Below are 24,896 nucleotides of genomic sequence, written 5' to 3'. Positions count from 1 at the left end.
GTGGCCGAGCCGGTGGATGTCGGATGTCTGACGGTAAGGACACGCGGACGTCGCCCGTAGGGCTTTCCCCAGCCATTTCAAGAATGGCCGCCCTCCGTGTCGAATACCTGGTCGATGCCGTTGTCGTCGTCGTACTGGTGGATAAATCCAGCCGCTCGTGGCGCCGGCCCGGGCTGAGCGCGGCCACGGTCAGCCGGAGTTGGCCCGCCGGGGGGCGGGCGCCACGGTGCTCCGGGCCGAGTCGTAGCCGGCGGCCTGCAGGGTGAACAGCTCGGCGTACCGGCCGTCCTCGGCCATGAGCTGGTCGTGGGCGCCGGCCTCGACGAGCCGGCCGTGGTGCAGGACGTAGATCCGGTCGGCGTGCCGCACGTTGGCGAGCCGGTGCGTGATGAGGATCGTGGTGGCCCGGCCGCGGCGGTCCCGGATGGCCTGGAAGAGGGCATCCTCGGCGCGCGGGTCGAGCGCGGAGGACGGCTCGTCCATGATGAGCAGGTCGGCCTCCCGGAGGAAGCCGCGCGCGGCCGTGATGCGCTGCCACTGGCCACCGGACAGGTCCTGGCCGCCGGCGAAGGTCCGGTCGAGCAGCGTCTCGTACCCGTGTGGCAGCTCGCGGATCATCTCGTGCGCGACGGCGCGGGCGGCGGCGGCCTCGATCCGGTCCTGCCGCGGTTCGGTGCCGACATCGCCGATGGCGATGTTGGTGGCGGCGGTGAACGGCCACTTGTGGTATTCCTGCGTCACCACCGCGATCCGGGCCCGGAGGGCGTCGGCGTCCCACTCGGCCGCCGGCCGCCCGTTGTACCGGATGGTCCCGCCGGTCGGGCAGCGGAGGGTGGCGATCATGGCGGCCAGGGTCGACTTCCCGGAGCCGTTCTCGCCGACGAAGGCCACCGTCTGTCCCTGGCGAATGGTCAGGCTGACCCCGTCGACGGCCGGGCCGTCCCGATCGGGATAGCGCAGGCTGACCCCCTCCACGACGATCTCCCGCAGCCGGTCGGCCGTCCCGCCGGCCCTCGCCGGGCTTGGCGGGACCGCCGCCGGCAATCCCGCCCCGCCGGCTGCCGGGCCCGGTCCGCCGGCCGCCGTCGGGCCCGCCGGGCCGGGCAGGTAGGCGGCGGCCCGGGCCATGAAGCCGGTGTAGTCGCCGAAGTGCTGGCCCTCCGTGTAGACGCGGTCGATCTGGTAGGTCACCACGGACAGCGAGCGGTGCGCCGACTGGACGGCGATGACGCAGGTGGCCGCCGCGGCCAGCGGGATCTGCCCGCCGATGAGCAGCAGGCCGAGCAGCACGTAGACCACGGCCGTGGCCACGCCGCCGATCATCGCGCCCACCGTGGTGGTCGTGGTGACCCGGCGGGCCAGCGCGAGCTGGATGCCGGTCTCCACCCCCATGACGCGGTCGTACTGGTCCAGCAGGAAGGCCCGCAGGCCGTACGACCGCAGCTCGGGGGCGGAGTCCCGCTCGGCCATCAGCCGGTGCAGCAGCCAGAGGCGGCGGCGCCGGACCGAGCCGGCCGCATAGGTCTGGTAACGCAGGTGCCCCGCGCGCAGCGCGGCCCAGGCGTTGGGCAGGGTGGCCACGAGCAGGGCCAGCAGCAACAGCGGGTGGATCACCACGACCGCGACCGTGACGGCGAGCAGCCCGGCGAGGCCGGCGAGCAGGTTCATCGACGCCTGCACCAGCCCCGTGGTGGAGTCGGCGCCGTTGGCGGCGCGTTCCATGTCGTCGGCGAACGCGTCCGCGTCGAACGCCTCCAGCCGCACCGCGGTGGTCACCTCGAACAGGCGTCGCTCCACCTCCCGGTCGACCTTGGGGGTCAGACCGTTCTCCGCGTACCCCATGGCGGCGGCCATCCCGGCGCGCAGCACGGTGACCGCGGCCAGGGTGACCAGCGCGGGCAGCGCGGCCAGCACCTTGTCGGCGGTCGGTCCGCCGGCGAACAGCTCCACCAGCACCCGCTGGGTGGCCAGCAGCCCGAAGGCCGACATCACCCCGGCGCCCACGGTGGTCCCGGCCACCACCGCGGTACGGGTGCGGTCGGCGCGCCAGCTCGCCGAGACCGCCGCGATGACCAGCCGGGGCAGCTCGGCGAGCACGGCGAGCAGGCCGGCCTGGGCCCGCGCGCGTACGCCGGTCTCCCACCACATTTCCCGCAACTCTGGCAGCACCGACGCCCGGCCCGGCGCGGCGGATTCGAGGGGTCCGGAGGGCATATCCACACGGTAAGGCGGTGACCGCGCGATCACGTGTCGTGACGTGCCGTTTCCGTGGGCATTTCCGCCCGGGACATGGATTTCTCGACGGCCGGCGATGAGTTCCGGCGGTCCGGTCGGTCGTACCGGGTGACGGCCACGACCGGATGGAGTCGACGTGTATGAATACCCGGCGCCGCCCGTGCTGGTCCTCGACCCCGGCATGGCGCGGGCCGGCATCCCCGAGCTGTGCGACCGCCTGGCCGCGCTGCTGCGCGGATACCTCGGCGTGGTCGTCCTCGAGCTGCCCGGCACCGTGGCGCCCAGCATGGTGGTGGTCGAGGCCATCGCCCGGCTGCGGCTGACCGCGCGGCGGTTCGGCGCGGACATCCGGGTCCGCGATCCGGATGACCGGCTCGGCCAGCTGCTGGCGCTCACCGGCCTCGACGGGGTGATCGCGGTGGAGTCAGCCGGCGTACCGCAGCGGAAGGCCGAACAGCGGGAACAGCCGCTCCACGTCGAGGAAGTTGCTGATCGTACGGATCCGGCCGGCTGAGATGTCGAGCACGGTCAGCGCCCAGGGGCCGGTGGTGCGGTACTGACCGAACGCGGGCATCCCGTTCGCCACCGTGGGCACCAGCCGGGAGCCGCGACAACCGCTGCCGGTGCCCAGCATCCAGTCCCGGATGTCGGCGTGGCCGCGCAGCCAGAGCGGCAGCGGCGGCATGTTGAGCGTCACGTCCTCGTGCAGCAGCGCCGCGAGCCCGGCCATGTCGTAGCCCTCGAACGCGGCCACGTAGCGGTCCAGCAGCCGCGCCTGCTCCCGGTCCATCGGGCGCGCGGTGTCCCCGCCCAGATCGGCCTCGGCCAGCGTGGCCCGGGCCCGCTGCAGCGCGCTGTTGACCGAGGCCACCGAGGTGTCGAGCAGCTCGGCCACCTCGGCGGCCGACCAGGCGAGCACCTCCCGCAGGATCAGCACGGCCCGCTGCCGCGCCGGCAGGTGCTGCAGCGCGGCCACGAACGCCAGCCGGATCGACTCCTGCGCCACGGCTGCGTCGGCGGGGTCGCCCACGGCGAGGCGAGCGTCCGGGATCGGACCCAGCCAGATGTTTTCCGGCAGCGGCTCGCCCGGGTCGGAGCGTGCGGTGCCGGGCGGCCCGAGGTCCATGGGCCGGGCCCGACGCTGCGCGCTGCCCAGCATGGTGAGGCAGACGTTCGTGGCGATGCGGTAGAGCCAGGACCGCAGCGCCGCCCGCCCCTCGAACCGGTCCAGGGCCCGCCAGGCCCGGATCATCGTGTCCTGCACCGCGTCCTCGGCCTCGAACGCCGAGCCGAGCATCCGGTAGCAGTATGCCGTGAGCTCGCCCCGGAATGCCTCCAGGCGCAGCTCAGCCGGCTCGTCCAGGGCAGCTGCCGTATCGGTCACCGGGCCAAACTAACCCGCCCGCCCGACATTTTCCTTCCTCCGCGGCGATGAGTTCTGCATGGATGCCGGGTCTGACCGGCATGACCCGCACCGAGGACACCATCGCCCGCACCGACGACACCATCGCCCGCACCGACGACCAGAGGAGCGACACCATGACCACCACCTGGCGGAGCGAGGCTCCGAACAACGGCCGGTACGCCGACGTCAACGGCCTGCACCTGTACTACGAGACGCACGGCACGGGTCGTCCACTGATCCTGCTGCACGGCGGCCTCGGATCGGGCGAGATGTTCGGTCCGGTCCTGCCGCTGCTGGCGGAGCGGCACCAGGTGATCGTGCCGGACCTCCAGGGACACGGCCGGACCGCCGACATCGGTCGGCCGTTCGACCTGGCGTCCCTGGCGGACGACGTGGCCGCGCTCATCGACCACCTGGGGCTGGACCGGCCGGACGTGGTGGGCTTCTCCGTCGGCGGCGGGGTGGCGCTGCACGTGGCCGCCCGCCATCCCGACAAGGTGGGCCGGGCCGTGGCGGCGTCCGCCTACATCCGTTCCGATGCCGTGTACGCCGAGATCCGGGGCCAGCAGGGCCAGGTGAACGCGGCCGCCGCCGAGTTCATGAAGGAAACCCCGATGTACGAGCTGTACCAGCGGGTGGCGCCGCGCCCGGAGGACTTCCCCCGGCTGCTCGACAAGGTCGGCGCCTGGATGGCGAAGGACTTCGACTTCACCGACCTGGTGCGCGGTCTCCAGGTGCCCACCCTCATCGTCGCGGGCGACGCCGACATGGCCCCGCCCAGCCACTTCGTCGAGGTGTTCGCGCTGCTGGACGGCGGCCAGCGGGACGGCGGCTGGATGAACGAGGGCCGGCCCAAGGGCGGGCACGCGCTGGCCATCATCCCCGGCTGCACCCACTACAGCATGGCCGAGTCCCCGCTGTTCGCGGCGGCCACCCTGAACTTCCTGAACGAGCAGCGCTGACCGGCGACCGGGGGCCGGTGCTTCACCCGGCCGATCCCCCCGCCCCGGCGCGGGGATCGGCCGGGTAGGCGCGGGTCTCGGCGGCCTTAACCGCGGCCCACACCGGCTGGCCGGTGCTCAGCTGGAGCTGGGCGGCCGCGGCCGGGGTGACGTCGGCGGCCACGGCGAGCGGGCCGTCCAGTTGGACGCGCAGGTTGTCGCCGTGGCGTTGCAGGGTGGCGACCACCGCCGGCCAGGCGTTGCGCGGGCTGCCGTCGGGCCGGCCCCGGTGCAGTGCCACGGCCGCGGGCGGGAAGGCCACGAACGCGTCGCCGTGCAGGGAGTCCGCCACGGTGAGCGCGAACCCGTCACCGAGGCGTACGGTCCGACCCTCGGCGCGGCCGCGGTAGAGGTTGAGCCCGACCAGCCGGGCCACGTAGTCGGTACGGGGCTGCGCGGTGATGGTGGCGGCGTTGCCCTCCTGGACGACCCGGCCGTCCTCGATGATGACGAGCCGGTCGGCCAGCACGAGGGCGTCCAGCGGGTCGTGCGTGACCAGCAGGGCCGCGCCGGGATGCTCGGCGAGGTGGCGGTGCAGCTCCGCCCGGGTCTCCAACCGGGTCCGGGCGTCCAGCGCGGCGAGCGGCTCGTCGAGGAGCAGCAGCGCGGGCTCGACGGCCAGGGCGCGGGCCAGGGCGACCCGCTGGGCCTGCCCGCCGGACAGCTGCCGGGGCTTGCGGCGGCCGTGCTCGGCGAGGCCGACCCGGGCCAGCCAGCAAGCCGCCTGCTCCCGGGCGGCGCGCTTGTCGGCGCCGTGCCGGCGCGGCCCGAAGGCGACGTTGTCCAGCGCGCTCAGGTGCGGGAACAGCAGGTAGTCCTGGAAGACCACCCCGACTCCGCGGCGCTCGGCCGGCGTCCACAGCCGGTGCTCGGGATGGTCGATCGGCCGGCCGGCGAGGGTGAGGTGGCCGGCGGTCAGCGGTTGCAGGCCGGCCAGCGTACGTACCGCGGTGGTCTTGCCGGCGCCGTTGGGGCCGAGCAGCGCCACCACCTCGCCGGCGTCGATGCGCAGCGGCAGGTCCAGTCGGAAGGCTCCCCGGTCGACGGTGAGTCGCGCGTCGACCAGCGGACCGGCGGCGGGCTCGGTTCGGACGTCGGTCATCCGCTGGTGATCCACTTGTCGCGCAGGCCGGCCAGGATGGCCACCGACACCGTGAGCAGCACCAGGCTGAGCACCACGGCGCCGGCCAGGTCACCGCCCTCGATGGTCTGGTAGACGGCCAGCGGCATGGTCTGGGTGATGCCCGGATAGTTGCCCGCGAAGGTGATGGTGGCGCCGAACTCTCCCAGCGCCCTGGCCCAGCACAGCACGGCGCCGGCCGCGACGCCCGGCGCCACCAGCGGCAGGGTGACGTGGGTGAAGGTGGTCCAGCGGCCGGCGCCGAGGGTGGCGGCGGCCTCCTCGTACCGGGTGTCGGCGCCGCGCAGCGCGCCCTCGACGGCGATGACCAGGAAGGGCATCGCCACGAACGCCTCGGCCACCACCACGCCGGTGGTGGTGAACGGGAGCGAGAAGCCGAAGGTGGCGTCCAACCAGCCGCCGAGCACGCCCCGCCGGCCAAAGACCAGCAGCAGCGCCACCCCACCGACCACCGGCGGCAGCACGAGCGGCACGGTGACCAGCGCGCGGATCAGCCGGCGGCCGGGGAAGCTCATCCGGGCCAGCAGCCACGCCAACGGCACGCCCAGCAGCAGGCAGAGCCCGGTGGCCGCGGTGGCCGTCTGCAACGACAGCCGTAGCGCGGTCAACGCGCCCGGCTCGCCGAGCCGGCGCGGCAGGGTGGTCCACGGCGCCCGGATCACCAGACCGGCCAGCGGCAGCACCAGGAACAGCAGGCCGAGCAGGGCCGGCGCCAACAGCGCCGCCGGCGCCCGCTGGGTGCGCCGGCGGGGTGCCGGCCCGGCGGCCCCGGGTCGCGTCGCCGCGCCGGTACGGACCACCTACGGCGCCTGGAAGCCGGCGCTGGTCAGCACCGCCATGCCGCGATCGGACCGCACGTAGGCGACGAACGCCCGCGCGCCGGCCGGGTTCGGCGCCTTCTTCAACACGACGATCGGGTACGGGTTGATGGCGCCGGACGATTCGGGAAACTCCACCCCGTCCACGCTGGCGGCCGCCGCCCGGGCGTCGGTGCGGTAGACCAGGGCCGCGTCGACCTCGCCGAGCTTCACCTTGGCCAGCGCGGCCTTGACATCCTGTTCCAGGGTGACCGGCCTGACCGTCACCTTTGCCGCCGAGAGCACCTTGCTGGCCGCGGCGCCGCAGGGCACCTGCTGGGCGCAGAGCGCGACCTTCACCCCGGGCCGGGCCAGGTCGGCGAGGCTCCGGATGCCCGTCGGGTTCCCCTTGGGTACGGCGATGACCAGCTGGTTCTTCACGAAGGTGGCGGGGCTGCCGTCGCCGTTGCCGGCGTCGGTGACCGTCTGCATGTTCTTCGGCGCGGCCGAGGCGAACACGTCGGCCGGCGCGCCCTGGTCGATCTGGGTGGCCAGCGCGGAACTGCCGGCGAAGTTGAACTTGACCGTCGTGCCCGGGTTGGCCGCCTCGAAGTCCTTGCCGATCCGGGTGAACGACTCGGTCAGCGACGCCGCCGCGAAGACCGTCACCGTCCCGGTCACGCCGGAGCCGGCGGCGCCGCCCGGCGCGGAGGCCGCGGTGTCCGTGCCGTTGCCATTGCCGCAGCCGACCGAGCCGGCCAGCGTCAGGGCCGCCAACCCGGCCAGCGCGGTGCGAACGAAACGCCTGCCCACCCGTACCTCCTCCAGCTACGGCGCCCGCGCTCAGGCGCCGGCGCGGGTCTTCGCGGCCGGGGTGGACCGCTCCACCACCACCGTGGTCGACTTGATCACCGCGACCGCCACCGAGCCGACCTGCAGGCCCAGCTCGTCGACCGCCTCCCGGCTCATCAGCGACACCAGCCGGAACGGCCCGGCCTGGATGTCCACCTGTGCCATCACCGTGTCCTTGAGCACCGCGGTCACGATGCCGCGCAGCCGGTTGCGCGCCGACGACCCCTCCCAGCGGCCGTCCGGCTCGCCGGCCTGGCCACGGACGAACCCGGCCAGCTCGACCCCGTCGATCACCCGGTGGCCGTGCTCGTCCCGGCCGGCGGCCAGCCGGCCAGCGTCGACCCAGCGGCGCACGGTGTCCACGCTCACCCCGAGCAACTCGGCGGCCTCGCCAATCCGGAACACGGTCACCCCCACACCCTAGCTTGCGCAACTGCGACACTAAAGAGGCAGTCATCCTCGCAACTACTGCCCCATATCTAGAACCGAGCCGCAGCTGCGTCATCGGAGGATGAGCGCGGAACAGGCTGCGATCGACCGGGGCGAGCTGACGGACGGACAGCGTCAACCTATAGGTCAATGTGTTTGATTTGCCTGGTCAAAGCGACACCGACATGCACGACATGCGTGCTCGTAGACGGCCAGGATGCGCGGCCTTGGTCAACGCCCGGCTCGCCGCCCGCCCTCCGGACGCGTCCGGCCTTACGTGCGACTCACCGGCGCCACCCGCGCCGGGCACGGCGCGCCGGTTGTGCAAGAAACATCCGCGCCACTCGGAGTACGGGGCATCCAAGATCCCCATTATACGATTAGATCTTTCACATGCAGCCGATACAACAAGACCCCCTCCGTTGGCTCAGAAGCGTCTGTTCGTACTACAGGTTCGAGGCCGGTGGTGTTTACCAGGCCGCAGCGCCCAATCCGAACTGGCCCCTTCAGGCGCACTCGCCGGCTGAGTTGACCAAGGCGCTTACGTCCCGTGGGCATCTACTCCCATTGCCAAAGGAACCAGCCGCTCTGGCCAACGTGATCGAGGTGAGTATCAGTGGCTTCATCGCTGCCGCAGCCGCTCGGGAAAAAGATTCGGTTGTTGTTCGGCGAGGGAGTGAACGCGGATATCCGGACCTAGAGATTTCGGGGAATCTGTTCGGAGGCGCTGTTTACGCGGTTGATGTGAAGGTTGCCAGGCGAGCCCAGGGCAAGAGGGGAACGGTCCTTCCCAGGACGCAGTCCCGTATAACGCTGTACACGGGAAATACATACTTCAAGTGGCCAAAGCTGCACTGGCCTGGAACATTTCGACCGTTCGATGACTACACCGGCCACCTTGACGTCGTAGTGCTCTACACTTTCGACGAGATGCTACACGAACGGGTTACCGACCTCGAGATACTTGTACATGAGCCTTGGCGGATCGCCAGCAAAAAGAGATCGTCCAAAACGCGCGAATATATTGGAGCGGTGAATTCGATCGAGGGCCTTAGGGAGGGCCGAGGAGAATTTGACAATGCGGCCGAGTTCTATCGATACTGGCGAGCCTTTCCATTTGAAACATCCGCAAGTGTCTCCAATATCCTTCAACGTTTGGTGCAGCAACAAACAAGTGAGCTGGACCGGCTCAGGTCAGTCGTCGACAACTAAGGAGTACAGAGAGTCGTGCTCGCTGTCACCCTGCGTGCCTACTTGGTTTTGTCGGGTCCTCCTGGCAAACTTCGCACATGAGTTCCAAGAGAGCTGCCTCGGGCGCGGGTGTGGCAATCAGTCTCTTCTCCGGAGCGGGCGGACTTGACTTGGGTGTGGAGGACGCCGGATACCAGGTTCGGGCCGCGGTGGAGCGTGATGAGGATGCCGCCACAACGATGGAGAAAAACTTCCTCACGCTACCTGGGCCAGTGATCCGGAGCAACATCTTGGATGTACCCACGCAGGACATCTTGAAGGCGGCTGGACTGCGCGGCAAGGCGCGACCGGACCTTCTGGTTGGCGGCCCTCCGTGCACCCCTTTTAGTAAGAGTGGCTTCTGGCTTGAATGGAAACGTAAGGGCTTGGATCCCGACGCCAGCCTGCTCCAAGCCTACACGCGAGTGCTTCGAGAGGCTTGTCCGAAAAAGTTTATCCTTGAAAATGTGTATGCTCTGACATACAACAATCTGGCCAGTAAGACAGCGTATGAACGACTTTTGAGCGAAATCGATGATGCTGGCTATGATTGTGTGGCCAAGGTATTGCATGCGGCTGACTATGGGGTACCGCAGGCGCGACCGCGTCTCTTTGTAATTGGCGCTAAGAAGGGGAATCCGATTCCTCAGCACCCGGAGCCGACTCATGGTGGTAGGTGGGAACGTAGAGCGACCGGTGATAGCAATCGTCCGCACGTTACCTCGGGAGAGGCTTTAGATGGCCTGATTTGTGATCCCGAACCAGGCGAAATTGTCAACGGCAAGTATGGCGCACTGCTCCCGGAGATCCCGCCCGGGGACAACTATCTCTACTACACCGCGGAGAGGGGGCACCCAGAGCCGAAGTTCGGGTGGCGGTCGCGTTTCTGGTCGTTCCTCTTGAAACTGGATCCAGATAGGCCTTCGCCTACAATTCAGGCGCAGCCGGGCCCAAATATTGGACCATTTCATTGGGAGAACCGACGGCTGCGTGTCCCAGAGCTGCGTCGCCTCTTTACCTTCCCTGACTGGTTCGAATTCGTTGGCAAGCGTGGAAGCGTCCAAGCTCAACTCGGAAATAGCGTTCCCCCGCTGCTCGCCCAGAGAGTAGCCGAATCTATCCGAGACCTTTAGATGGGCTGCGCCTCCACGGCAGATGGTCGTGCTCCCCATTGCTCATAGGCAGGTGGAGGCGCTTCCTATGGGCCAGTCCTTGGGCTAAGACGACTGCGCTTCTACGCTGCCCGCGGCGGCTGGAGCACGCAGAACTCGTTGCCGTCGGGGTCGGCGAGCACGTGCCAGGTCCAGCCGTCCTCCTCGACGGGACGGTCGGTGACCAGCCGCGCGCCCGCCGCCAGCACCCGGGCCACCTCGGCCGCCAGATCCGGTACGCGCAGGTCCAGGTGCATCCGGTTCTTCGTGGCCTTCGGCTCGGCGACCCGTTGCAGCAGCAGCTCGACGCCGTTCCCGTCCGGCGGCAGGAGTTGCTGGTAGGGCCCGGGCCCCGGCGGCCCCGACTGAGCGGCGTAGCCGAGCACGGTCGACCAGAACCGCGCCGACCGGTCCAGGTCCGCGCAGTCGAGGACCACCGCGAGGACAACATCCCGTCGCCCGCCGAAGCGGGCCGGCCCGTGCGTCATGCCCGCACGGTACGCAGGGCGCAGGGCTGGTGCCCGGTCGGGTGGCCGCGGCGGCGCCGAATTTCGGTTGCCCCGCGGGTGGGCGGCTTGTTATCGATGTCGCATGTCGATGCTGGATGATCCCGGCCTGTTCGGCCGGCAGTGGGCCACCACGTACGACGATCCGGGAAACCCGGACCCCGCGCCCGCGGTGGAGTTCCTGGCCGACCTGGCCGGCGGCGGGCCGGCCCTGGAGCTGGCCGTCGGCTCGGGCCGGGTGGCGCTGCCGCTCGCCGAGCGCGGCGTGCCCGTCGAGGGCATCGAGGCGTCGCCGGAGATGGTGGAGCTGCTGCGCGCCAAGCCGGGCGGGGAGGCGGTCCCGGTCCTGGTGGGCGACATGGCCGACGTGGCCGTCGACGGCGGCCCGTACCCGCTGGTCTATCTGGTCTTCAACACGCTGTTCAACCTGACGGTCAAGGGGCGGCAGGAGGACTGCTTCCGCAACGTGGCCCGGGTGCTCGCCCCCGGCGGCGCCTTCGTGATCGAGGCGTTCGTGCCCGACCTGGCGAAGTTCGACGAGGAAGAGCGGCAGGTGCAGGTCCGTTCCGTGACCGACAGCTCGGTGACGGTCCGGATGCACCGGTACGACCGGGCGGAGCAGACCTTCGTCCGGCAGACTCTCACCTTCACCGACGGCGGCGTCCGACTCCAGCCGTTCGGCATGCGCTACCGCTGGCCGGAGCAGATCGACGAGCTGGCCGCGCAGGCGGGGCTGCGCCTTGAGGCGCGGTACGCCAACTGGCGGCGGGACCCGTTCGGGCCGGACAGCACCGACCACATCTCGGTCTACCGCAAACCGGCCGACTGAGGGCTCCGATCATTGCCGGCGGGCGGCCGGGCCAGCAGCTGTTCGTCTCGACGATCACCGTCCAGGAGCTGGAGATGGGGGTTCTCCACTGGCGTCCATACCGTCAACCCGTGGCAGGCTGCCGAGGATGGCGCCTGAGCGTGGCCTTCAAGCGGTAGATCCGGCCCCGCCCACCCCGGGTGGGCGGGGCTCGCCGGCACGATTCCCGCCGCTGGGCCGGGCCCCGCCGGCCGGCCTCAGCTGCCGGAGCCGGGCTCGGCCACCTTGCCGTGCAGCTTGGCCTTGACCGCGTCCGGCATGAGCCGGCCGCCAGCCGCCTGGACCTTGTTGAGGAACGAGCCGGCCACCACCTTGGCCTCGCCCTTCATCATGGCCTCGAAGCCCTGCCGGGCCACGTCGGCCGGGTCGTCCTTCTTCTTGGCCAGCTTGGTGTCCTCGAGGTCGGCCCGTTCGAAGAACTCGGTGTCGGTCGGCCCCGGCATCAGCGAGGTCACCGTCACGCCGGTGTCCTTGAGTTCCTCGCGTAGCGCCTCGGCGAAGGACTGGGTGAACGACTTCGACGCGTTGTAGACGGCCTGGTAGGCGCCCGGCATGGTGGAGGCGATCGACGAGGTGAAGAGCACCCGGCCGGCGCCGCGGGAAACCATGTCCGGGACCACCCGCTTGGCCAGGTGGACGACGGACCGGCAGTTCAGGTCCACAATGGCCAGCTCGTCGCGCAGGTCGGTCTGCCGGGCGAAGTCGCCGCCCTGGCCCACCCCGGCGTTGAGCGCGATGGCCGCCACCGGCCGGCCGGCGCCGCCGATCTCCCGGTAGAGCTGCTCCACCCCGTCGTACGTGGTGAGGTCGACCCGAACGGGCGTCACCGTCGCGGTCCCGTCCCGGCGCAGGCCGGTGGCGGCCTCGTCGAGCTCGGCGTCCTCCGCGGCCATCACCACGTCGTACCCGTGCTCGACGAACTGCCGGGCCAGCTCGTACCCGATGCCGCTGGATGCCCCGGTCACCACCGCGAGCGGCCGTCCGGTCGAAGTGTTTTCCATGGCTGTCGACCTCCGCTTTCTGCGAACCGGTCGCGGGCAGGCGCCGGTCCGGCTTTTCTGCCGCCGATGTCGACCTACCCCCGCAGGTCGCCAGAAAACGCCCGGTGCTTCCCGCCGCGCGTCGGCGGCGCGCCGCTACCGGAGCGACAGCCGGAAACCGCTGGTGACCCGGGCGGGTATGCGGTGCAGCGGGATCCGCAGGTCCTGCTCCGGCACCCGGTGGTCGAGCCGGGCCAGCCGGCCGGCCAGCGCGGTGAGGGTGGCCAGCGTGATGGCCTCGCCCGGGCAGCGGTGTCCGGCGCGCGGGTCGCCGCCGCCCTGCGGGATCAGGTCGAACTCGCCGATCGGCCGGCCGACGAAGCGGTCCGGGCGGAACGCGTACGGGTCGTGCCACAGGCTCGGGTCGTGGTTCTGGCCGTAGACGTCCAGCAGCACCATGGCGCCGGACGGGATCGGCTCGTTTCGGAAGGTCAGGTCCCGCGCCGCCCGACCGCCGACGAAGGGCGCGAACGGATAGAACCGGCGGACCTCCTGGGCGAACGCGGTGGCGCGCTCACCGTCGCCGCCGGCCAGCATGGCCCGGTGTTCCGGCCAGCGGTGCAGGGTATGCCCGGCGAACATCACGAACCAGGTCACGGCCACGGTGGGGCGTACCACGTTGAGCAGCTCGACGGCCGCGACCGCCCGGTCCAGCGGGCGGCCGTCGGCGTCGCGGTGTTCGGCCACCGTGCGCACTGCGGACCCGGCGGGGGCGGCGAGCCGGCCGTCCCGTACCGAATCGATCAGGTCCGCGAAGCGGGCCTCGATCCGCCCGCGGGCCCGGCGGGCCCGCCAGTGCCGCGGGCCGGCCGTGGCAAAGCCGTCGACCAGCGCCATCAGGGCGGTAGCCATCGGGCCGACCTCCTCGCCGGCCAGCGGTACGCCGGCCCACCGGCACACGGCCGCGGTGATCACGGCCGGCACGTCGGCGAAGACGGTGAGCCCGCCGCGCCCCCGCCACCCCGGTACGGCGGCGTCCCAGGCCTCCCCGACGTGCTCGCCGAGCCGGGCCACGCCGGCGGCCACCCCGGCCCCCGCCTCCGTCCCGTCCGGCGTCATCAGCCCCGTGAACATGGCCTTGCGGACCCGGTGGGCCTCGCCGTCGAGGGTGTGCACGGCCCCCTTGCCGAACAGGGTGCTCAGGACCGGCTTGGGCAGCGCGCCGTGCCGGCGGACGTGCCGCTCGTCGTAGACGAACCGGGCGGCCTCCGGCCCGCACAGGCCGACGGCCGGACCGCCGAACAGGGTCGTCCGCACCACGTTGTCGCCGATGCGGCGGCGCAGGTTGGGCAACCAGGCGTAACCCTCGAGGGCGAGCCGGAGGGTCTGGTCCAGCTTCGGGCCACGGGTCACGCCCGGCGGACTCCCCGGGATTCGACCGGACAAACGTCGCGGACCTGCCCCGCCGACCGGTCCCACCGGTCGAGCCGGGCCCGGGCCGCCTCGACCGGGGCCGGCAACCGGCGCCGGTGCCGGAGGATCCAGCCCAGCTCGCGGCCGGCGTCCAGCAGGGCGGATCGGCCCTGCGGCGCCCGCCAGGTCTCGACCGCGGTGCGCAGGACCACCGGGGCCGGTCGGCGGAGCGCCGCGGTGAGCAGCCGGTTGCGGGCCTCCAGACGGTGCCGGCGCCGCAGGTCCCGACCCTCGGTGGCCGGTTGGTGGTGCACCACCAGCTCGGGTACGTAGGCCAGGCCCCACCCGGCCGCCGCCAGGTCCATGGCCAGCAACTCCTCCTCGCCATAGATGCGCAGCCGTGGGTTGAAGCCGCCGACCTGGCCGAAGGCGTCCCGGCGGACGATCGCCGCGCAGGCCAGAAAGCCGAGCACCGCGGGACCGGGCAGGTCGGGCGGTGAACCGAGCGGGTCCTCGGCCATCCCCGCCGACACCGGGTCCAGCCGCTCGCTCCGGCCCACCCGGATCTGCGCGGTCAGCAGACCGGCCCGGGGATGGGCCCGGAACAGAGCGGCCGCGCGGTCCAGGCAGCCCGGCGCCCAGTGCGAGTCGTCATCGGCGAAGGCCACGAACGGCGTACGGGCCAGCTCCGCGCCGACGTTCCGGGCCGCGGCCCCGGCGTTGTGGTCGAGCCGGACCACGCGTACGCCGGGAAAGCGGTCCCGGACGGCGTCCGCGGTGCCGTCCGTGGAGCCGTTGTCCACCACGATCACCGGGCCGGCATGCCGGTCGAGCGAGTCGAGCAACTGGTCCCGGCGGTTTCGAGTGGCCACCACCACGGTCACATCGGTCACGATCCACCTGCGTACCCCAGACGGCGGCCGGCATACCGCAGTCAGCCCGCCGGAATGAGCCAGAGCAGGATGTTCACCAACCCGCCTCCCGGTCCGCGGTGAGCAGCCCGACGGCCGCCACCACCTCGGCCGGGTCCACCCCGGTGAGGCAGGGGTGCCCGGGCACCGGGCAGACGGTGGCCCGGCTGTCCCGGCAGCCGGCGGCGGCGTCGCCGACCCGCACCACGGGCACCCGGTACGGGGCCCACTGTCCGAACGGGACCGTCGGGGCGAACAGGCTCACCACCGGCACGTCCAGCGCGGCGGCCAGGTGCGCCGGCCCGGTGTTGCCGACCACCACGCACGCCGCTCCGGCCAGCACCGCGGCCAGCTCGGCCAGCGACGTGCCGCCGCCGAGATCCGTGCCGCCGGCCGCCGCCACCCGGGCGGTCAGCTCCCGTTCCGCGGGGCCGCCGGTGACCAGCACCCGGTGCCCGGCCGCGGCGAGCGCGCGGACGATGTCGGCGCACCGCTGCGGCGGGCAGGCCCGGGCCGGCACCGACGCGCCGGGATGGACCACCACGTAACCGCGCCGCTGCGCGGCGGCGGGCCGGCCGGGCAGCGCGTCGGGGCGTACCCGCAGGATGGGCTCGTCCCCGGCCGGCAGCCCGAAGCCGGCCGCGGCGGCCAGCGACAGCGCCCGCTCCGGCTCCGGCAGACCCGCCGGCACGCGATGCCGCAGGTCCAGCAGGCTGCCCGGATAGTCGTCGCTGATCCCGCTCACCCGGGGCACTCCGGCCATCCGCAGCAGCAGCGCCAGCGGCAGCGGCGATTGGTGGAAGGACGTGAAGATCAACGCGTGGGCCGGGTGGACCGCCGAGAGGCGCTCGGTCAGCTCGGCCATGGCGGCGGCGTCGACCGGCTGCGGCGCCGGGTCGATCCACGGAAGCGGCCACTCGATCAGCTCGTCGATGCCGGGCAGCAGCCGGGCCGCGCCCCGACCGCGCGGACCGCAGAGCAGCGCTACCCGATCGGCGCCGGCCGCCACGGCCCGGATGGCCGGGCCGGTGAGCAGCACGTCCCCGGCCGAGTCGGCGCGTACCACCAGCACGGTGTCCGGCCGGGCGGCGGCCGGCGCGGGCCGGGCCAGCTCCTGGCGGCGCAGCAGCCGGTCGACGGCGTCGGCCAGGTCCGTGGCCACCTCGGGAGCGGCCGCGATCTCGTCGGGCCGGGTCACCGGGGTGGGCACCAGGATCCCGGCGGCGCCGGCCGCGGCCGCGGCCGTCATGTCCCGGCCGATGTCGCCGATCACCGCGCAGCGCCGGGGGTCGGTGCCGAGCACCCGGGCGGCGTCCCGGACCAGGCCGGGCGCCGGCTTGCGGCACCGGCACCGGTCGCCGTCGTCGTGCGGGCAGACCTGCCAGGTGTCGAACGGGCCGAGCAGCTCCTCGATCCGGGCGTGCACCGCGGCCAGGTCCGCCGGCCTGAACAGGCCGCGGGCCAGTCCCGACTGGTTGGTCACCACGCCGAGCCGCAGCCCGGCGGCGCGGAGCCGGTCGAGCGCCGCCCGGGCGCCGGGCATCGGGCGGACCTTGTCCGGGTCGCCGTTGTACGGCACGTCCTCGATCAGGGTGCCGTCCCGGTCCAGCAGCACGGCGTCGAACAGCGGTCCGGCCCGCCCGCCCGGGCCGCTCACCGGTCGACCCGGGCCGTGTGCCGGTGCCGCCACCAGCCCGCCAGCCAGTGCATGGTGGCCAGCGGCGGGATCGCCACGCTGGTCAGCAGCATCGTGGCGACCTCCGGCCGGCCGCCGGGTCCGGGCCGGATCCGCTCGTACGCGAAGCCGAGGGTGCCGGCCAGCCAGGCGGCCCCGGCCAGCGCGGCCACCCCGGCGAGCGGGCGTCCGGCCCGGGACCGCCGGGCGGCCAGCGCGCCGGCCAGGGCCGCCGCGGCCAGCGCCGCCGCGCCGGTGACGACCGCGTGCCGGTGCCGCCGCCCGGCCGGGATGCCCAGCTCGGTCCGCCAGCGGGGTCCGTACAGCCGGCGCAGCAGGGCGTCGTCCGCGTTGCCCCGCTGGGTACGCAGGCTGACCCAGCGGCTCTCCGCGCGTACCGGATGCACGGCCCGGCGGGCGCCGCGGACCAGGCGCCAACCGGCGGCCCGGACTCGGTGGGCCAGCTCGGCGTCCTCCCGGAACGCCCGGGGGAACCGCTCGTCGAAGCCGCCCACGGCGGCGAGGGCGGCTCGCCGGTAGGCCATGTCCGCGGTGATCCACTCGCTCTCGGCCAGCCCGGCGGTGACCCGTTCCCAGTCGGTGGGGCGGCGGTGCGCCGGCAGCGGCACCCGCAGCCGGCCCTGGATCCCGCCGGTGTCCGGGCCGGCGGCCGCGAGGTCGGCCGCGAGGCCGGTCAGCCAGTCCGGCTCCGGCCGCACGTCGTCGTCGAGGAAGGCCACCCAGGGGTGCCGGGCCGCGCGCCACCCCACGTTGCGGGCGGCCGCCGGCCCGCAACCGCGGCCGGGCAACACCTTGGTGTACGCCGCCAGCGAGCCCGGGACCGGCAGCTCGCCGCTGCCCGACCGGCGGTCGTCGACGATCAGCAGCTCCAGCTCCGGCAGTGGACCGCGCTGCCCGGCGAGCGCGCCGAGCAGGTCGGCGAGGCTGTCCCGGGCCACGGTCGGCACGACGATGCTGATCACCGCCGGCCGCCGAGGCCGGTGCCGGGTACGGCGAGGGCAGCGCGTTCCCCGGTCGGGTCGGCGCGGTTTCCGGTCAGGTCGGCGCGGTGTACGGCGAAGGGCCCGAGGACCAGCAGGTCCACCGGGGCCGAGCCGAACAGCTCCATGGCCTCCCGCGGGGTGTCCACCATGGGCCGTCCGGCCGTGTTGAGCGAGGTGTTCACCACCACCGGCAGGCCGGTGCGGCGCTCGAACTCGGCCAGCATCTCCGCCAGCACCGGCTCGGTGTCCGGATCGACGGTCTGGATCCGGGCCGTGCCGTCGACGTGCACCACGGCCGGTATCCGGTCCCGCCATTGCGCGGCCACCCGGTGCACGAACAGCATGTACGGGCTGGGCAGCACGCCTTCGAAGATCTCGGCGGCCCGCTCGGCGCGTACCATCGGGGCGATCGGCCGGAACTGTTCGCGGCCCTTCACGTCGTTCATCCGCCGGGTGGTGTTTGGGTCGCCGGGATGGGCGAGCAGCGAGCGGTGGCCGAGCGCCCGCGGGCCGTACTCGCTCCGCCCCTGGAACCAGGCCACGATCCCGTTCCGGGCCAGCACCTCGGCCGCCTCGGCCGCGATCGAATCGGGCCGCCGGTAGGGCAGCGCCGCCCGGCGCAGCTCCGCCTCCATCTCGTCGTCCGGCCAACCGCGACCGAGGTCGACGCCGGGCATCGGGGCGGCCCGGTCGCCGAGCTCGCCGGCCAGGTGCAGCGCCGCGCCGAGCGCGGTCCCGGCGTCGCCGGCCGCCGGCTGCACCCACACCCGCTGGTACGGGCCCTCGGCCGCGAGGCGCGCGTTGGCCACGCAGTTCAGCGCCACCCCACCGGCCATGGTGAGCGTGGGCGGGCCGTCGGCCGCCTTGTGCAACCAGCGGGCAAGGTCGAGGATCACCTCCTCCAGTCGGGCCTGCACGCTGGACGCGAGGTCGGCGTGCGCGGCCGTCATTTCGCCGTCGGCCGCCCGGGGCGCGGCCAGCGCGGCCCAGTCGATCCGCTGCACCGTGAAACCGCCGTCGTCGGTGGGGCGGACCAGTTCCCGCAGCAGGTCGAGGTGCCGGGGCTCGCCGTACGAGGCCAGCGCCATCACCTTGTACTCGTCGCTGGAGTGCATGAACCCGAGGTGCCGGGTCAGGTCCTCGTAGAGCAGGCCGAGCGAGTGCGGCAGCTCCTGCGCGGCGAGCTGCTCGAGGCGCCCGTCCCGATAGACGCCGCCCAGATGGCTGGCGGTCTCCCCGCGCCCGTCCAGCACCAGCACGGCCGCGTCCTGGCCGCCCGTACCGGTCGGGTCGCCGGTCCGGGATTCCGGCCCGGCGCCGGCCGGCGCGGCCAGGCCGGCGGAGGCCGCGTGCGCGACGTGGTGCGGAACGAAGCGAACGATGGCCGGGTCCAGGCCGGGCAGCGCCGCGGCGAGGAACTGGGGCGCCCGGTTCGCGTACTCGATCCGGAGCCAGTCCCAGGGGTCGGCGAGGCCGAGCTGGTCGGCGTCCCGGCACAGGCCGGGATCGAACGAGTAGGCGACGGCGTCGAGCTGGCCGGCGTCGATGCCGGCCCGGCGCAGGCACCAGGCCGCGGAGAGCTCCGGCAGCTCCCACGCGGAGAAGGGGACCGGCCGCTTGCCGTGCTTACGCCGGCTGAACCGTTCCTCCTCGGCGGCGGCCACGATCTGCCCGTCGACCACCAGGGCGGCCGCCGGATCGTGGAAGATCGCGTTGATTCCGAGCACGCGCATGAAGAAGCCGTACCCGAGAAGTGCTACCCAACACCGATGATCAACGACTTCCTATTAAGTATTGTTTGTCCAATTCCAGCGCGGGGTCGGGCATTGATCGGGCCGCCGGGCCGCCCGGGCGCCGTTCGCCGGAGGCCGGGACGGGACCGCCGGGCCGCCTCCCGCGGCGGCCCGGCGGTCAGTCTCGAGCGTCAGGACACGTACGCGCCGATGGAGTCGAGCTGGATGGTCCCCGAGCCCGCGCCCCCGCCCGGGTACAGCGACAGCTGCGTCACGGAGCTCAGGTCGAGCGGGCCGGGAGTGGCCCACGGGGGCGGGGCGAAGGCGCTGAACGGCACCTCGACGACCCGCGGCGCCGTCCCGGCGAGCGTGACCGTGCTCTCCCAGTAGAAGCCCGCGGCCACGAACTGAAGGGTGAGCCGCTGCCCGTCCGTGCCCGGCTTGATCCACATCCGCAGCCCGGTGGTGCCGCGCCAGTCCTGCGCCGCGGGCAGGGTGTGGATGACCCCGGCGTATCCGTTGCTGCCGAGCGTGTAGCTGAGCAGCATGCTGTGCCCGCTGCCCTCGCCCGCCGGGGCCAGCGTGGCCGTGATCGGGTCGCCGCCGGTGTTGGCCGGGTAGGCGGCCGCCAGCGCGGCGTCCGAGGGATAGGTGTCGAAGTCGTCGACCACCACGCCCGGGACGTCCGCGCGGGTGGTGAAGGACACCGGCGACCCGGTCACCGCCGTCGAGCCGTACCCGTTGGTGGCGGTGATCCGCACGTACAGCGTGGTGGCGGCGGGCCAGGCCGAGGTCGGGGTGTAGCCGGTGGTGTGCAGGCCGGACACCGACACCAGCGGCGAGCTGAGGTCGGGGTGCTCGGAGACGGTCAGCGAGTAGTACGCCGTGCCCGGCGCGGCCGACCAGGTCAGGGCGGCCAGCCGGCTCACCCCGGTGGCACCGGGGGCCGGCGCGGTCAGGCCGAAGGAGCCCGGCGCTCCGGTGGCCACCGAGCCGGCCGCGGCGGTGAGGGCCACGGAGGCGACCGCGAACCGGGCGCCGGGCCGCCAGACGACCCGCAGACCGTTCACGCCGGACAGTCGGGACACGCTGAGCGCGTACCGGCCGTGTCCGGCGGGCGCGATCCGTGGCCGGACCGGGTGCCAGCCGGTGGTCCCGTCGGCGGACACCTCGAGCACCGCGCGGGGAACCCCGACCGAGGCCACCGTGACGGTGGCCGCCGTGATGCGCTCGCGCTGGTAGCGGAGCTCACCCGAGGCGCCCGGCGCGGGCGCCACCAGCACCCCGTCGCCGGCCGGGATCCGCCGCAGCGAGTCGCTGTGGCCGGCCGTGTCGTACCAGTCCTCCAGCGGGTCGAACAGCTGGTCGCTCGCGGGGTCGGTGGCGACCGGCGCGGAGGTGGCGACGCTCCGACCGGCCGCGTCGACCGCGACGATCCGGTACGTGACCGGCCCGGCGGGCGTGGTGAGGTCGAGCCACGGGGTGTCGTTGTCGCTCAACGGCTGCGCTCCGCTGACGGTGCGCCACCCGGTTCCGGGCCCGCGGCGCTGGACCAGATAGCCGGCGGCGCCCGCGGTGCCCCGCCAGCGCAGCGTGTTGATGCCGTAGCTGGCGTCGATCGCGGTCAGCAACGGCCGGTCGCCGACCACCGGCCGCAGCGGCGCGCCGGACATCCGGCTGGCGAACCGGGTGAGCGCGGCCACCACGGCACGCATCCCCGGGGTGTCGCCCGGGTAGTGCACGGTGAAGCCGTCGCTGTGCGGCACGTAGCCGTAGTGGTCATGGTGCGGGAACAGCGACCAGAACAGGGCCCCGCTGACCTCCGGGTTCGCCGCGACCTGATCGAGCAGCTCGTCGGTGGCCTGGCCCGAGCCGTACTCGCCGGCCACGTAGACCTTGCCGGCCCTCGTGGCGGCGGTGGCATCCGCGGCGATGCGCTCGGCGGTGGGCGGGTAGTAGTGCGAGTCGCTGATGTCGACGTGCGGCGCGGCCAGCACGGCCGGGTCGACCCCGCCCTGGCTGCCGGCCGCCACCAGCTGTCGGCCGGCGAGGCTCTTGACGTAGCCGGCCGAGTCCTCGACCCAGTCGGGCGTCATCCCGTTGAGCTCGTTGCCGAGCTCCCACGCCATGATCGTCGGGTCGTCGGTGTACCGCACCCCGGTGTAGCGGTTCACGTGCGTGAGCAGGTGCCGGACGTACTCCTTGAACGCGGCGCGGGCGCCCGGGTCGGTGTAGAACAGCGCGCCGTTGTTGTCCGTGCTGAGGCCCAGCCAGCGCAGGAAGTCGTACCGGCCGCCGTGGTAGTACTGCCAGTTGTCGGTGAGCGGGACGATCAGCCGGAGCCCGAGCCGGCCGGCCTCGGCCACCGAGTAGTCGATGCTGTCGAACGCGCGCTCGTTGAACTGCCCGAGCGCCGGCTCCAGCGAGCGGGGGTTGCCGGTGGACACCCCGACCGTGTGCGCGCGGACCACGGTGGACCCCATGGCCTTGGCCGTGGTCAGCCCGTCGCGGATGCGGAAGTACGTGGGGTAGTCCACGGTCGGCGGGTCGGTCGGGTCGACCCCGCCGACGTTCTCGTCCAGGCCGAGCCAGTACTCGTTGGGTCCGGCGAACCGGAACGGCCGGCCGGCGACGGTCAACCGGGTCCCATCGCGGACCACGAACGCCCGCTTGGTGGCCGGCCGCCCGTCGGCCCCGGCTTCCCGGTCGCCCGCGGCTCGGTCGTCGGCCGCGGCGCGGTCGGCGCCCGGGGCCCGTTGGTCGGCCGCGGTCGCCGGGGTGGCGGGCAGGAAGACCAGCGCCGCGAGCACGGCCACGACCCTCGCGAGGACGGTCCGGCGGTTGCGCAGAGCCATCGAGAAACCTCCACAGCTGGGCCGCCCATGCCACGGCGGCAACCTGGTCGGGGACCGGCGGCTCGGCCGGTCCGTCGGCACACGCCCAACTGAATCGGTTCAGAACATCGACGTCAAGAAGTGTATGCGAGCGTTACTCGATCGTGACCTATATTCACCAGAGCCGGTTTCCGTGACGGCTGGCCAGGCAGGAAAAGGGGATTGTCGCAGGTTGCCGGTGCCGTACTCGTCGGCTCGGGGGTGCAAATCCGGCAGCTGAACCGGTTGATTGACCGAGTGTTCGCGTTCACCCGTGAGCACCGGCGAGGTCCGCCCGGGCGACCGGCGCGGTGGGCGAGTGGAACCGTTGCCCGCTGTTGCCGTCCGCTCCTACGCTGGATTCGTGGACAGTTCATCGTGCCGGCCGCCGCGGTGCCGCACGAGCTGCGGGATGCCGTGACGGTCCCGGCGCCCGACCGTCCCGACTCCGTCGTCGTCGCGGCCACGTGGGCCGGTTCGGTCCGCGATCCGTCGGTGGCCGCCCACTTCCGCCAGGTGCTCGGTCACTTCGCCACCGGGCTCACCCTGCTCACCTCCCGGGGTCGGGACGGCGCCCCGATCGGGATGACCATCCAGGCCCTGATGAGCCTGTCGCTCGACCCTCCGCTGATCGCGCTCGGCGTGGGCCGGCACTCGCGGTCCTGGGAGCGGGTACGCCGGGCGGGCGGGCGGTTCCGGCTCAACCTCCTCACCACCGACCAGGCGGAGCTGGCCTGGCAGTTCGGCCGGTACGCCGACGGCGAGCACCGGTTCACCGGGTCGGCCTGGCGGATCGGCCCGGCCGGACTGCCGGAGCTGGTCAGGGCGCACGCCTGGATCGACGCGGCGGTGCGGGACGAGCACGACGGCGGCGACCACGTGCTGGTGGTGGCCTCGGTCGGCAGCCTGCGGGTCGGGGCCGGCGAACCGCTCATCTTCCACCGTGGACGCCCCGGACGGCTGGCCGGGCCGTGATCCTCGACCTGCACGACCCATGATGGAAAGGAACACCCGTGACCACTTCCGCGGCATCCGAACACGTCGAGGCCATGGTGCTGGGCACCGGCATCGGCGGCAGCACCGTAGCGGCCATCCTGGCCCGGGCCGGCGTATCGGTCGCGATGGTCGACGCCGCCACCCATCCCCGGTTCGCCCTCGGTGAGTCGACCATCGGGGAGACCTCGTTCCTCATGCGGCTGCTGGCCGCCCGGTACGACGTGCCCGAGCTGGCCCAGGTCTCCACCAGCCGGGGCATCCGCGAGCACGCGAGCCGGCGGTGCGGCATCAAGACGAACTTCGGCTTCGTCCACCACCGGCCGGAGGTGGAGCACGACCCGTACGACGTCACCCAGTGCAGCGTCTCGGAGGGGCCGTTCGGGCCGGAGTCGCACCTGATGCGGGCCGACATCGACCAGCACCTGTTCCAGGCCGCGATCGGGTACGGCGCGTTGGCCCGGGAGGGGGTACGGGTCGCCGGGGTGGACATCGACGCCGACCGCGCGCGGATCGAGTTCTCCACCGGCGAGGTGTTCACGGCCGACTACGTCATCGACGCCACCGGCCGCACCTCGGTGCTGGCCAACGAGTTCGGCCTCCGCGAGGAGCCGTGCCGGTTCGTCACCGACTCGCGGACGATCTTCACCCACATGCGCGGGGTACGGCCGTACGACAGTGTCGAGGAGTCCAGCGGCCAGCCCAACCTCTGGCACCAGGGCACCCTGCACCACCTCTTCGACGGCGGCTGGATGTGGGTCATCCCGTTCGACAACCACCCGGAGTCGGAGTCCGACCTGGTGAGCGTCGGGCTCAACCTGGACAGCCGGCGGTATCCGAAGCGGGCGGGGGTGAGCGCCCAGCAGGAGTGGGACGAGTTCCTGGCGCGCTACCCATCCATCCGGCGGCAGTTCGCCGACGCCACCCCGGCGTTCCCGTGGATCTCCACCGGCCGTACCCAGTTCTCCTCGTCCCGCACGGTGGGCGACCGGTGGGTGTTGATGAGCCACGCGGCCGGCGCCATCGACGCGCTGTTCAGCAGGGGGATGGCGAACACCATGGCGGTCATCGAGGCGTTCGTGCCGCTGTTCCTGGCCGCCCGGCAGGACCGCGACTTCAGCGCGGCGCGCTTCGGCTACCTCGACACCCTCAACCAGCGCATCCTCGACAACAACGACCGGCTGATCGCCGGGTCGTACATCGCGTTCCGCGACTTCGACCTGTGGCGGGCTTGGTCGAAGACCTGGTATCTGGCCTGGAACCTGGGCGTCATCCGCATCTCGGGCACCTACTACCGCTACCTGGAGACCGGCGACGACGGGCTGCTCGCACGGTTGCACGACGGTGAGCGGCCCGGCTCGTTCTGCCCCGACCTGGCCTCGGCGCAGGACCTCTTCGACGGCTGCTTCGCGGTGATGCAGCAGGTCGAGCGCGGCGAGTTGAGCGCCGCGGACGCGGTCGGCCGGCTGGCCGAGGTGCTCGGCGAGGGCGAGGCGTCGCCGGCCCCGCTTAACCTGCGGGACGTGCTGCGCCGCTGGCACGACGGGTCGATGGCGGTGCAGCAGCAGATCTACGACTGGGGGCGGACCGCCGCGCCGCCGCAGCTGCGGCGCTACTTCGACTACGACCGGAGCACGATCGAGACGGCGGCCGAGAAGGTGCTGACCTCCTGACGACGGGACCCCGCCGACCGGACCGG

At 72.7% G+C, this 24,896-nt stretch carries 21 protein-coding genes; 7 read left to right on the top strand and 14 right to left on the bottom strand.

Annotated features, from left to right (window positions below; all coding sequences use genetic code 11):
* Positions 1–189: 189 nt before the first annotated feature.
* Entirely contained in the window at positions 190–2,214 is a 2,025-nt protein-coding gene (locus ACFFHU_RS02000; protein ID WP_377335054.1) for an ATP-binding cassette domain-containing protein, read from the bottom strand.
* A gap of 157 nt (positions 2,215–2,371) precedes the next feature.
* On the opposite strand from ACFFHU_RS02000, the gene ACFFHU_RS01995 reads away from it, so the two are divergent.
* On the top strand, positions 2,372–2,749 hold the full coding sequence (locus ACFFHU_RS01995; protein ID WP_377335052.1) for a hypothetical protein: 378 nt from the start codon (positions 2,372–2,374) through the stop codon (positions 2,747–2,749).
* Here the strand turns inward: ACFFHU_RS01995 and ACFFHU_RS01990 are convergent.
* Entirely contained in the window at positions 2,660–3,619 is a 960-nt protein-coding gene (locus ACFFHU_RS01990) for a sigma-70 family RNA polymerase sigma factor (protein WP_377335050.1), read from the bottom strand. The two genes, ACFFHU_RS01995 and ACFFHU_RS01990, sit on opposite strands and share 90 nt — an antisense overlap.
* 47 nt (positions 3,620–3,666) lie before the next feature.
* On the opposite strand from ACFFHU_RS01990, the gene ACFFHU_RS01985 reads away from it, so the two are divergent.
* Positions 3,667–4,602, top strand: coding sequence for an alpha/beta fold hydrolase (locus tag ACFFHU_RS01985; protein ID WP_377335048.1), 936 nt, complete (start codon positions 3,667–3,669; stop codon positions 4,600–4,602).
* A gap of 22 nt (positions 4,603–4,624) precedes the next feature.
* Here ACFFHU_RS01985 and ACFFHU_RS01980 read toward each other — a convergent pair whose 3' ends face one another.
* Genes ACFFHU_RS01980 through ACFFHU_RS01965 form a run of 4 tightly spaced genes read right to left on the bottom strand, consistent with a single transcriptional unit; the run spans position 4,625 to position 7,842 of the window.
* Positions 4,625–5,743, bottom strand: a complete 1,119-nt coding sequence (locus ACFFHU_RS01980; protein ID WP_377335045.1) for an ABC transporter ATP-binding protein — start codon at positions 5,741–5,743, stop codon at positions 4,625–4,627.
* Positions 5,740–6,582 carry an ABC transporter permease gene (locus tag ACFFHU_RS01975; protein WP_377335043.1) on the bottom strand — a complete coding sequence of 281 codons (843 nt, stop codon included), beginning with the start codon at positions 6,580–6,582 and terminating at the stop codon, positions 5,740–5,742. Before ACFFHU_RS01975 ends, ACFFHU_RS01980 begins: the two co-directional genes overlap by 4 nt.
* On the bottom strand, positions 6,583–7,392 hold the full coding sequence (gene modA, locus ACFFHU_RS01970; protein WP_377335041.1) for a molybdate ABC transporter substrate-binding protein: 810 nt from the start codon (positions 7,390–7,392) through the stop codon (positions 6,583–6,585). It lies immediately after the preceding gene.
* A 30-nt stretch (positions 7,393–7,422) separates the two neighbouring features.
* Positions 7,423–7,842, bottom strand: a complete 420-nt coding sequence (locus tag ACFFHU_RS01965; protein ID WP_377335039.1) for a TOBE domain-containing protein — start codon at positions 7,840–7,842, stop codon at positions 7,423–7,425.
* A 411-nt stretch (positions 7,843–8,253) separates the two neighbouring features.
* Between ACFFHU_RS01965 and ACFFHU_RS01960 the strand changes: the two genes are divergently transcribed.
* Both ACFFHU_RS01960 and ACFFHU_RS01955 read left to right on the top strand, forming a co-directional pair.
* Positions 8,254–9,072 carry a type II restriction endonuclease gene (locus ACFFHU_RS01960; protein ID WP_377335038.1) on the top strand — a complete coding sequence of 273 codons (819 nt, stop codon included), beginning with the start codon at positions 8,254–8,256 and terminating at the stop codon, positions 9,070–9,072.
* 77 nt (positions 9,073–9,149) lie between these two features.
* The gene (locus tag ACFFHU_RS01955; protein ID WP_377335036.1) at positions 9,150–10,223 is read left to right on the top strand and encodes a DNA cytosine methyltransferase; all 1,074 of its coding nucleotides are present in this window, start codon (positions 9,150–9,152) and stop codon (positions 10,221–10,223) included.
* 101 nt (positions 10,224–10,324) lie between these two features.
* Here the strand turns inward: ACFFHU_RS01955 and ACFFHU_RS01950 are convergent, their stop codons facing one another.
* The gene (locus ACFFHU_RS01950) at positions 10,325–10,729 is read right to left on the bottom strand and encodes a VOC family protein (protein ID WP_377335034.1); all 405 of its coding nucleotides are present in this window, start codon (positions 10,727–10,729) and stop codon (positions 10,325–10,327) included.
* A gap of 103 nt (positions 10,730–10,832) precedes the next feature.
* Between ACFFHU_RS01950 and ACFFHU_RS01945 the strand changes: the two genes are divergently transcribed.
* Positions 10,833–11,576 (top strand): class I SAM-dependent methyltransferase, encoded by a 744-nt coding sequence (locus tag ACFFHU_RS01945; RefSeq protein WP_377335032.1) that lies wholly within the window; start codon positions 10,833–10,835, stop codon positions 11,574–11,576.
* A gap of 236 nt (positions 11,577–11,812) precedes the next feature.
* Here ACFFHU_RS01945 and ACFFHU_RS01940 read toward each other — a convergent pair whose 3' ends face one another.
* The 7 genes from ACFFHU_RS01940 to ACFFHU_RS01910 form a co-directional block, all read right to left on the bottom strand.
* Positions 11,813–12,616, bottom strand: a complete 804-nt coding sequence (locus tag ACFFHU_RS01940) for an SDR family NAD(P)-dependent oxidoreductase (RefSeq protein WP_377335030.1) — start codon at positions 12,614–12,616, stop codon at positions 11,813–11,815.
* Positions 12,617–12,751: 135 nt separating this feature from the next.
* A complete protein-coding gene (locus ACFFHU_RS01935; RefSeq protein WP_377335028.1) occupies positions 12,752–14,008 on the bottom strand; it encodes a cytochrome P450 in 1,257 nt (418 codons plus the stop codon).
* Positions 14,005–14,901: a glycosyltransferase family 2 protein gene (locus ACFFHU_RS01930; protein WP_377335026.1), complete on the bottom strand. Its 897-nt coding sequence runs from the start codon at positions 14,899–14,901 to the stop codon at positions 14,005–14,007. The genes ACFFHU_RS01935 and ACFFHU_RS01930 overlap by 4 nt, the downstream gene beginning before the upstream one ends.
* A 73-nt stretch (positions 14,902–14,974) precedes the next feature.
* The gene (locus tag ACFFHU_RS01925) at positions 14,975–16,576 is read right to left on the bottom strand and encodes an HAD-IIIA family hydrolase (protein WP_377335024.1); all 1,602 of its coding nucleotides are present in this window, start codon (positions 16,574–16,576) and stop codon (positions 14,975–14,977) included.
* Complete coding sequence (locus tag ACFFHU_RS01920; protein ID WP_377335022.1) at positions 16,573–17,577, bottom strand: glycosyltransferase family 2 protein; 1,005 nt, start codon at positions 17,575–17,577, stop codon at positions 16,573–16,575. Before ACFFHU_RS01920 ends, ACFFHU_RS01925 begins: the two co-directional genes overlap by 4 nt.
* Positions 17,574–19,331 carry a carbamoyltransferase family protein gene (locus ACFFHU_RS01915; RefSeq protein WP_377335020.1) on the bottom strand — a complete coding sequence of 586 codons (1,758 nt, stop codon included), beginning with the start codon at positions 19,329–19,331 and terminating at the stop codon, positions 17,574–17,576. The genes ACFFHU_RS01920 and ACFFHU_RS01915 overlap by 4 nt, the downstream gene beginning before the upstream one ends.
* Positions 19,332–19,522: 191 nt before the next feature.
* Entirely contained in the window at positions 19,523–22,186 is a 2,664-nt protein-coding gene (locus ACFFHU_RS01910; protein WP_377335018.1) for a carbohydrate binding domain-containing protein, read from the bottom strand.
* 396 nt (positions 22,187–22,582) lie between these two features.
* Between ACFFHU_RS01910 and ACFFHU_RS01905 the strand changes: the two genes are divergently transcribed.
* On the top strand, positions 22,583–23,179 hold the full coding sequence (locus ACFFHU_RS01905) for a flavin reductase family protein (protein ID WP_377335016.1): 597 nt from the start codon (positions 22,583–22,585) through the stop codon (positions 23,177–23,179).
* A 38-nt stretch (positions 23,180–23,217) separates the two neighbouring features.
* On the top strand, positions 23,218–24,870 hold the full coding sequence (locus ACFFHU_RS01900) for an NAD(P)/FAD-dependent oxidoreductase (RefSeq protein ID WP_377335014.1): 1,653 nt from the start codon (positions 23,218–23,220) through the stop codon (positions 24,868–24,870).
* The last annotated feature ends 26 nt before the right edge of the window (positions 24,871–24,896 follow it).

Origin of the sequence: Plantactinospora siamensis (genome assembly GCF_042434095.1) — a bacterium.
In the GTDB taxonomy this organism is placed as follows: domain Bacteria; phylum Actinomycetota; class Actinomycetes; order Mycobacteriales; family Micromonosporaceae; genus KBS50.
Note: the sequence above shows the minus strand (reverse complement) of the source record. Positions and strands in the feature narration are given on the sequence as shown.

Bases quoted from the DNA above. Each gene is read 5' to 3' on its own strand.
- ACFFHU_RS01950 (WP_377335034.1), bottom strand. From the start codon at position 10,729: ATGACGCACGGGCCGGCCCGCTTCGGCGGGCGACGGGATGTTGTCCTC.
- ACFFHU_RS01910 (WP_377335018.1), bottom strand. From the start codon at position 22,186: ATGGCTCTGCGCAACCGCCGGACCGTCCTCGCGAGGGTCGTGGCCGTG.
- ACFFHU_RS01980 (WP_377335045.1), bottom strand. From the start codon at position 5,743: ATGACCGACGTCCGAACCGAGCCCGCCGCCGGTCCGCTGGTCGACGCG.
- ACFFHU_RS01960 (WP_377335038.1), top strand. From the start codon at position 8,254: ATGCAGCCGATACAACAAGACCCCCTCCGTTGGCTCAGAAGCGTCTGT.
- ACFFHU_RS01955 (WP_377335036.1), top strand. From the start codon at position 9,150: ATGAGTTCCAAGAGAGCTGCCTCGGGCGCGGGTGTGGCAATCAGTCTC.
- ACFFHU_RS01915 (WP_377335020.1), bottom strand. From the start codon at position 19,331: ATGCGCGTGCTCGGAATCAACGCGATCTTCCACGATCCGGCGGCCGCC.
- ACFFHU_RS02000 (WP_377335054.1), bottom strand. From the start codon at position 2,214: ATGCCCTCCGGACCCCTCGAATCCGCCGCGCCGGGCCGGGCGTCGGTG.
- ACFFHU_RS01940 (WP_377335030.1), bottom strand. From the start codon at position 12,616: ATGGAAAACACTTCGACCGGACGGCCGCTCGCGGTGGTGACCGGGGCA.
- ACFFHU_RS01985 (WP_377335048.1), top strand. From the start codon at position 3,667: ATGAGTTCTGCATGGATGCCGGGTCTGACCGGCATGACCCGCACCGAG.
- ACFFHU_RS01945 (WP_377335032.1), top strand. From the start codon at position 10,833: ATGTCGATGCTGGATGATCCCGGCCTGTTCGGCCGGCAGTGGGCCACC.